This is a genomic window from Solimonas aquatica, from assembly GCF_900111015.1.
GTDB lineage: Bacteria > Pseudomonadota > Gammaproteobacteria > Nevskiales > Nevskiaceae > Solimonas > Solimonas aquatica.
In genome coordinates, this window is the sequence record NZ_FOFS01000026.1 from 1 (window position 1) to 6,888 (window position 6,888).

Consider the following 6,888-nt stretch of genomic DNA (forward strand, 5'->3'; position numbering starts at 1 on the left):
CCAAAAGATGTCGGGACGACCTGGGATCAGCTTGATCCGGCGATACGTGACGTGATTGTCGACATGAGGTTCCGCGGTGATTTCAAAAATCTGGCAGATGGCCGTGCACCGAAAGGTCACGAGGATGCGGCGAGTGATTTCCGAAATGCACTCGCGGCCAACACGCCTGCGGCGATGTGCCAGGCACTTCTTAAGCATGAAGATGAATGGCATGACGTATGGGGTGTTCCGAAAGAAAGGCTTGGGTCTCGAATGGAGAACGTCGGCTATAAAGATGGTCGGTGCCAGGAGTAGCGCCATGCGAAATATTGGGATGGTTCTAATATGGCTCTTTCTGTGTACTTTTCCGCTGCTAGGCGGTGCAGCAGATTTAGTGATTCCCCAATCACTGCGCGGATTGCCAATAGGCAATCCTCCATACAGCTATGTTGATGGTCCGAATCTCTCAGGGCTTAGCAAGCGGATGAAAGAGGCGGATGTTGGCCAGGAGTGGTTCGATTTTGTTTTGCTTCTGCAGCGCGATACACGCTACGGAGTATTGAGCGCGGGAAACGACTACTGGCGTTCGGGAAGATTGGATCCCGAAAAAATTCAGTGGTTACCGGAGCCTTGGGGAAACGAAGTTCAATGCCCGGCGCCACACTGTTTTCTGTTTGGAGACGCACTCACTTGGCTGATCACGGCTGACTCCAACTACAAGGTCATCGACTATCAACTGATATTCGGACGAGAGACGCGCTATGACGAAAAATCAAAACGGCAGAGGCGCGTCGCTTTTCTCGATTCTCAAATCAGCGACGGAACCCCCATGAGATATGCGCCCAGAGACCAGAATGGAAACTATCTTGATTTCCGCACGACCGGCGTCTTCTGTTCCAGCTTCAGTGGACCATATTCCGATAGCGAGATTCGGCTGGCGAAAGGTTTTCCCATGGAGGATTACAACACTTGGAGGCCGGGAAACTTTGTCAGAAAAGTCGAGAAGGACGGGAGGATAATCAGTAAGCTTTTTCGTCTCGATCCGCGCGGCTCAGCTAAATGCATTTACGACGGATGATGATGGCGTAGGAACGGGTTGTGTCCCGAGGCTTGGTGTAGGTTCTGAAGTCACCGATGGTTCTTGAGTTAGTCTTACTGTGTCATAAGCGTGGATCTATCCGACGTTTACCGCAGCACGGACATCGTGGCACGTTGGCGGCGAGCAGCACGCTGAGCTGATGGCGCAACGTGGGGATCGAGTCTGGCACGTGGCGCTGGGCCCTGCGCAGCACCGCGCGGGACGTAATCTTCGGGTACGCGAGGCGCTTGGCGTTGAATGCGGTTTTTTGGGAGCCGGGCTTGTGTCCGGCGAGTCGTTCGGCGAGCAGGAAGCCGTAGGCGGCAATGCTCAGGCTGGCGTGGTGATGAAATCCGCGCCAGCCACGGCCTTCGTAGTGGTCGAGTCCGAATTCCTGTTTGAGCTCCTGGTAGTCGCGCTCAATGCGCCAGCGCTGATGCGCTGTTTCGACCAGCTCGTTGAGCGTGCAGGTCTCAGGCAGCGTCGAGAGGTAGTACTTCTCCGGCTCTGGCTGATCGCGGGGCCATTCGATCAGCAGCCATTGCTGCGGCCACAGCCGCGCGCGGCCGACGTTGCCACCGGCATGGCGCACCCGCACAGCCGCGAAGCGGCTGGAGAGGGTTTGGTTCGTTCCCTCGCGCCAGCGTATGGTTAGAAACGCCGATGGTGGCAGGGCTTGCGCCAGCGCCTTGACGGCCAGACGACGCAGGCCGGCAAACCCATTTCGACTACGCCGTGGTGGCGGGCCAATACCGCATCCTGGAAGTGCGCGGTGCCGGCTGTCCGGGCTGCGGACCGGCGCAGCGCCGCTACGGCTACGACCCACTGGGCCGCCGGCAGACGCAGACCCGGCTGGACGATCAAGGCCAGGCGCAGGAAACGATCAAGACCACACGCGACCCCCAAGGGCGCATCCGGACCATCGAACGCAGCGTCTATCTCAAGGGCAAGGTACAGCCGGCGCAGCGGCTGGCCGAGTACCGCTACCAGGGCGAGCCGCTGCAAACCCTCACCATCACCCGCCCCAGCGTCGTGCCGGGGCGGGACTTCGTCACACGCCTGGACTACAACGCGCACGGCCAGATCACCCGCATCAGCCAGTCCGGCTATGCCCCCCGGATCGACGCCGAACCACAGGCCATCACTCGCAGCACCCGCTACGACTACGAAACCGTCCACGGCGTCAGCCGCCTGAAGCAGGTCGATGGGCCGCTGCCCAACGGACCGAAACAGACGCCCGAAGATTCCGATGTCACGTGGTATCGGTACGACGAAGAAGGACAGCTCCAGCAGCTGAGCTTTCCTGGAGGTCGAATCGTGCGACTAATCTATGACGACAGCGGCCGCTTGGAGAAGAAAACCCAGAGCTTCGAAGGTGTTGAAACTGCGGCCGAACTGGAGTCGATGCCCATCTGGAAAAGAGGCATCGTGCGGCAGAGAGATGCAGGTAAGAAAGTGCCAGATACCATGGAAAGCGACATTCATCAGTCGCCTGAAGACAGTTTGCAGCGCTTTTACGGTGAGGCCGGCTCTGTGGCGCAGTACACGGTTATCCGTTTTGAAGCACAAGGAAGGGCTGCGGAGCGGCAATTCGACGATTTTGGCCGTGTAGTGGCAATTCGCAATCCTGAGCAGAGCTGGCAGCAAGCCCATTACGACGATGCAAGCCGCCTGATGCGCATTGCCGACTCGCGAGGCAACATCACCGATGCCGATTATGATTTGGCGAATCGGCTGCGGCAGATGCGCCGCTATCAACCAAACAGCGCGCAGCTGGAATCGACAACTACAGTGACGTGGAAAGGTCCGTACAAGCTGGCCGAAAGCATCACTGATGCCGATGGCGTACGCGCTACACACTACGACTACACCCCGCAAGGCTGGGTTGAGGCGATTCGCTTGAGCATACGAATGGGGCAAGCGCGATCTACACCCGTAAATCTGACACAGCACATTGACTACGACAGCCAGGGGCGCCGCCGCTCGCAGTTGATGCCGTCCGGGCTGCTATTGCAATACGGCTATGATGAAAAGGGGCAGCTGGTTTCGATCAAAGCGGACATGAGCCGTCCTTGGCTGCGAGGATTGTTGCACTGGCTACCTTCATCCTGGCATCCCGGCATGGAACTTCTGAACTCTTCCGTGCCAAGGGTTACCGGTACCAGCAGCCTGCGCGCACGCATCGCCAGCTTGCAAAGCACTGAAGCAGGAGTGGCACCAGAGGCGCCAGGCTTCGATATCGACACCGGCGGCTATCCCACACAAATTGACACACCGCAAGGCCGAGTGCGTTTGCACTGGAATGCGGGTGGCCAGCTGGCCGATGTGCTCGCCCAGGATGGGCAGCGCATCGCGCACTATCTCTACGATGCCCAGGGACGCCGCGTCGCCAAGCAGTCCAAGCAGGGCATCGAGTATTTCTTCTTCGATGGAACCCGACTAGCAGCCACAAGCGACGCAGATGGCCATATCACCGGCGAGTACGCTTATCGCTATCTACGCCCACTCGCTTGGTTTAGGCGGGATGACCGTACATTCCCGCAGCACGTGGCGACGCTGTATCGACTCGGCACGGATCAGCGCGGCGCACTTCAATCCGTGCAAGATGAAAAAGGGTACATCCTGTGGCGGCTGCAACTGGATCGCTGGGGTCAGCTGCAAAACCACGCGCCGAAGAATTTGGACCCGAGGCTGCGGTTGATTGCCCAATACGCCGATGAGGAAACTGGCCTGTCTTATCACCTTGCCCGCTACTATGACCCTGCCGCCGGACGATTTCTCAGTCCTGACCCGGCCGGTATAGCAGATAGCCTGGATAATCCTGGCGCTTTGAAGCTGGACCTTACTGCTTATGCGGGCGGCTGGCCCGATCTCTTCGTCGATCCTACGGGTGCTGCCAAGTTGACCTACTACGCCATTGACGACGGTGTGCCTGTCGATCCCGACCTGATGCCGGATAGCGGACATTGGGCCTTCATCGTCACGGATATCGCTACCGCACCCGGACGTGCATTCTTTTACGACCAAGGCGGCACCTATGTCCGAGACCTGGAGGACTCCGTCAATGGAGCTCCCTCGCGCATGTCCTCAAATAACTTCGACGTATTAGGTAATCACTACGGTCTGACGGACACAACGCCTAGCTTGGTGACGCTCAAGAAGGACTTCGAGGCCTACTACAAGTCCGCAGGCGGCTACTACTCCACGGACGCCTTTTCCATGCAGTGGAGCGATGAAGATGCGATGGGCCTGATCTACGCCGTGACCGGAGAAAATCTGGGCACGCAGTGCGGCGGCTATACCTTGCCCACCATTTCCCTGGGCGTGCAGGGCACGCTTGATCCGCAATCCGACAACACCATCGATCCCAATCGCATCGTCGCCTGCGAGAAGACCGACAGCGCGGACGATGTGCTAGAGAAGAGGATTCAGAAAGCCATCGAGATTCACGAAGTCAAAGCGCCGGGAGCCGCCGCCGCGACCGATAAGAATTGTGCGAGCGACAAATACAAGGGTTGTGCCGCCAATACCTGGAATCCGGCGCTGACACCCGATGGCAGCGGGGTACAGCCTGCCTCTTATGGCTGGGTGCAGTTTACGCCGGTAGCGCTGCAGACGGCGCTCAAAGGCTTGAATGCGTCAGATCGGTCCAAGCTGGGGCTGAGCGCTGCTCAGACCAAGGCAATGAGCAGCAAGATCGACGGGGTTGGAACGTGGTATGGCCGGCTAGTCAAGGGTAAAGAAAACGAGCCCGACCCTGCCTACGTCAACGCCGGGTGGGCGGCAAATGGCGCCAGCTTTATGGCGGATACCGGACTGACGAAGCGAGACTACGACAGGATGGTGGCCTTTGGCGAAATCGCAGAGAGGTTCAAGGTGGTCAATGACAAATACAAAGCGCAGTGCAGCAAGGCTGGCGATGGTCGAGCGCAAAGTGATTGCTATTGGAATGCCTGGAAGAAGGATGATCCGGCGGCAGTCCAGAATCTGCTAGATAAGGCGGATCAGCAGTTGGGGGCAACTCAGGTAAGGCTGAATCCCTATATCCGGGATATGAGCAATTTTGGAGAGGGGAGAGCTGGATTTCAGTGGGAAGCTATTGCGGGTGACGCTGCTGGCGCGACGCTGATTGCCGATCTGTCGGACAAGGAGAAGCACGACCTGCTGGCGGCTTCGTTGACCAAAGTGAATATGGAGAAAGCCCGAAAGGACCTTCATCTTCCAACGTCGGGTCTGACACAGGAGCAGGAATTGCAATTGGCCAATCAAACATTTCTCCTACACAACGGCGTAGATAAGGGTTATCCACCTTTGGTGGAGCCTCACTTTTTGACGTCCTTTTGCTTGGCAGGCTCGTCGAAAGCGACGAACGGGTATATCCAGCTCAAGCAGTTGCAGGTGACCCCATGAAAATAATGTTTTGGTCGATTCTTGCTGCCGTCTTAATCTCGACTCTTGCATCGCGAACGGTTATTGCAGCGGACCACCCCGGCATGCGCATCGGAGACAAAACCATTACGCTGCTGCCGGCTGCCAAGTGCAAACGCAATCCAAAGGACAATGCAGAATTCTTGAGTAAGTATCTAAACCAATATGACTTTAAAGAGGAATGGGGGTTAATGGCACATCACTCGCAAGAGGAAGAAGATGGCAGTGAAGAATGGAAAGAATTCTCTCCGGAAATTCAGAAACTATATTCTGAAGGCCTAGTGGAAGATGGATTCAAACTTTTCAGTGGCGAGCGGTCACCGATTGTCTGGATGGATTTCGACGGCGATGGTCGCTGTGACTTCGCTGCGTCAGTCAGTGGTTATGGACAGCACCCCATTCAGCGCACCTTTTTATACAGGGGCATGCCGGATGGAACCTTTAACCTTGTCATGGCGGACTACGGTCGTGACGACAATGTGGCTCTGATTCCATTTATTCCGATAAGCGTATCAGGGGAAAAGCTGCCGGTGGTAATGCAGCTCGCGGGAGGATATGAATTCTTCCAATGGAGTCCGGAGGACAAGGCGTTTAGAGTTTGCGAGCTCCCTGCGTCGGGCTCTTTCTTTAGCCCCGCGACGATCCGGCTCCCCATTTCCAGAACAGTGTTGGCCGGGGGTCGGCTTGCGGAGCTGTGCAAGCGCCTGCATGACATCGGTGAATGGGCAACCTCGCAGATTTCTTTTAATAACGAAGATTCCAGATCGTCCTGGAACTCCGAGGCGCTATGCCGGGAACACGCTGAAAACGTGACACACGCCAAGCCTGGAGACTCTCGCTTCAAGAAAATCTATAAGGAATGCCGCTGGTGGTTTGAGCTGAAGTAGAAAGCAGCCCCAGGCTGATCATTGCCAGGCTGTCCGCAAGGCAATTCGAGCTGCGACCCGGCCTGTGGCGTGACCTACTGCTGCCTGAACTGAGCATGCGCCTGCGCCCTGTCCTTTTGCTGGTTCTGGCCTTGCTCTCATCGGCGGGCTGGGCCTGCGGTCCTGACGGGTCCGGCCCGACGTCCCCCCGATTTGAGTAGCGGTTGCATTTAGAGTCCGGGGTTGATGGTAGCTGCCTTGACGATGAGTGTCTTGGCGTAGGCGGCTGGCGTCAGCCCGCCAAGCTTCTTCTTCGGTCTTTCTTCGTTGTATTCCTGCGTCCAGGCCCGGATCACGGCACATGCGTGCGACAGGCTGGTAAACCAGTGCTCGTTGAGGCATTCGTCGCGCAGACGGCCGTTGAACGATTCGATGTAGGCGTTCTGGTTGGGCTTGCCCGGCTCGATCAGGCGCAGCAGCACGCCGTTGCGGTGTGCCCAGGTCAGCATGGCCTTGCCGGTGAATTCCTTGCCGTTG

The 6,888-nt window shown here is 57.3% G+C and carries 5 protein-coding genes and 1 pseudogene; 4 read left to right on the top strand and 2 right to left on the bottom strand.

From position 1 onward, the window contains the following. Together BMY12_RS20425 and BMY12_RS20105 are read left to right on the top strand one after the other, a co-directional pair. Positions 1–294 (top strand): DUF8812 domain-containing protein (locus BMY12_RS20425; RefSeq protein WP_177189094.1); only part of this gene is annotated, 294 nt, incomplete at its 5' end. 4 nt (positions 295–298) lie between these two features. Next, on the top strand, positions 299–1,057 hold the full coding sequence (locus BMY12_RS20105) for a hypothetical protein (protein WP_143069029.1): 759 nt from the start codon (positions 299–301) through the stop codon (positions 1,055–1,057). A 107-nt stretch (positions 1,058–1,164) separates the two neighbouring features. Here BMY12_RS20105 and BMY12_RS20530 read toward each other — a convergent pair. Continuing rightward, a pseudogene (locus BMY12_RS20530) lies at positions 1,165–1,820 on the bottom strand (IS701 family transposase); the annotation flags it as partial. Between the two features lie 1,358 nt (positions 1,821–3,178). Between BMY12_RS20530 and BMY12_RS20975 the strand changes: the two are divergent. Then, positions 3,179–5,467, top strand: a complete 2,289-nt coding sequence (locus tag BMY12_RS20975) for an RHS repeat domain-containing protein (protein WP_436278872.1) — start codon at positions 3,179–3,181, stop codon at positions 5,465–5,467. Continuing rightward, positions 5,464–6,372, top strand: a complete 909-nt coding sequence (locus tag BMY12_RS20110) for a hypothetical protein (protein ID WP_143069031.1) — start codon at positions 5,464–5,466, stop codon at positions 6,370–6,372. The genes BMY12_RS20975 and BMY12_RS20110 overlap by 4 nt, the downstream gene beginning before the upstream one ends. Positions 6,373–6,581: 209 nt before the next feature. On the opposite strand, the gene BMY12_RS19775 is transcribed toward BMY12_RS20110, so the two are convergent. Beyond that, positions 6,582–6,888, bottom strand: a 307-nt coding sequence (locus BMY12_RS19775; protein WP_143069027.1) for an integrase core domain-containing protein, incomplete at its 5' end; no start/stop codon positions are given.